General features: G+C 43.0%; 2 protein-coding genes. One reads left to right on the forward strand and one right to left on the reverse strand.

Annotated features, from left to right (window positions below):
- On the reverse strand, positions 1 to 483 hold a 483-nt coding region (yjgA, locus tag BHE89_RS17220; protein WP_128860665.1), incomplete at its 3' end, for a ribosome biogenesis factor YjgA.
- A 187-nt stretch (positions 484 to 670) separates the two neighbouring features.
- Between yjgA and pmbA the strand changes: the two genes are divergently transcribed.
- A partial coding sequence (gene pmbA, locus BHE89_RS17225; protein WP_128860664.1) for a metalloprotease PmbA occupies positions 671 to 1,417 on the forward strand: 747 nt, incomplete at its 3' end.

Below are 1,417 nucleotides of genomic sequence, written 5' to 3' on the forward strand. Positions count from 1 at the left end.
TTTTTTCGCATTACGGATAAGAGTGCGTAATTGTTGGCGATCAGCCATCGGATAAAGTGCAACCACTTCTTCAATGACTTCATTGCCACCTTCGATAAGGCGAATTCGCAGATCTTCAAGTTTATGTAACACTAAAATCTGTTGGTTGTGACGGTTTTTGAGTTTATCAAGCGCTTGGCGGATCGGCTCTTCGTCCACATTGCGCAGTAGTTTTCCAATATATTGAATTTGGCGACGGCGTGCTTCACGCTGCACTTTTTGTGCTAATTGAATAGAGGTTAATAATTTTTCATCTAATGGCACACGCTCTAATTCTTGTGCACTTAATTCAACTAATTCAGTGCCCAGTTTTTTGAGTGCTTCAGCATCACGTTTAATTTCGCTTTTGCTGACCCAGATGATTTCGTCCTCTTCTTCCTCTTCTAACGAAGCATCGTCAAATTCAGGATTGAGGTAATGCCACTCTTCAGGCTGCTTTGCCATAATAAAAATTCCTGTTGCAGAGTAAGCCGGGAGTGTGATTTGGTGAATGACCAAAAGCCCGACGGGTGATAACATTCATATATCTTCTATTGTAACTGGGAAAATCGCTTGTTGACCACCTGTCAATTGATTTACTTTGCTGAAAATAAGTAAAAAGCGGTGTTCTCCTTAGGAAAAATGGTTCTCAATGAATAATTCAGATCAGGTAAAACAGCTTGAAGACGCCGTCTCACTCGCATTAGAGCTGGCAGCAAAACAGTGTGATGGTGCTGAAGTCGCTATTAATAAATCGACGGGTATTAGTGTCAGTACGCGTTATGGTGAAGTTGAAAATGTGGAATTTAACAGCGATGGCGCGTTAGGTATTACAGTTTATCAACAACAACGTAAAGGCAGTGCCTCTTCAACCGATTTAAGTCCTGATGCGATCAAACGCGCGGTACAAGCTGCTGTGGATATTGCGCGTTATACTTCTGTTGATCCTTATGCAGGCCCGGCGGATCAAGAGTTATTAGCATTTGATGCCCCTTTCCTGGATCTTTACCATCCTACCGACATCACGGCAGATAAAGCGATTGAATTAGCATCAAGAGCAGAAAAAGCCGCTTTAGATAGCGATAGCCGTATCATTAATACCGAAGGGGGCAGCTTTAATAGCCACAGTGGAACCCGTGTATTTGGTAATAGCCTTGGCTTATTAAAAAGCTATTCATCTTCACGCTATTCTATGTCGAGTTGTGTTATTGCTCGTGATGGTGAGGATATGGAGCGTGACTATGCTTACACCATAAGTCGTCGTTTTGATGATCTCGAATCACCTGAATGGGTAGGTCAAGAGTGCGCACGCCGTACGTTATCTCGCCTTGCACCTCGTAAACTCCCCACCATGAAAGCACCCGTTATTTTTGCAGCAGATGTTGCGACAGGCATTTTT

The sequence above is a fragment of the Shigella sp. FC1967 genome (assembly GCF_001743005.1).
In the GTDB taxonomy this organism is placed as follows: domain Bacteria; phylum Pseudomonadota; class Gammaproteobacteria; order Enterobacterales; family Enterobacteriaceae; genus Proteus.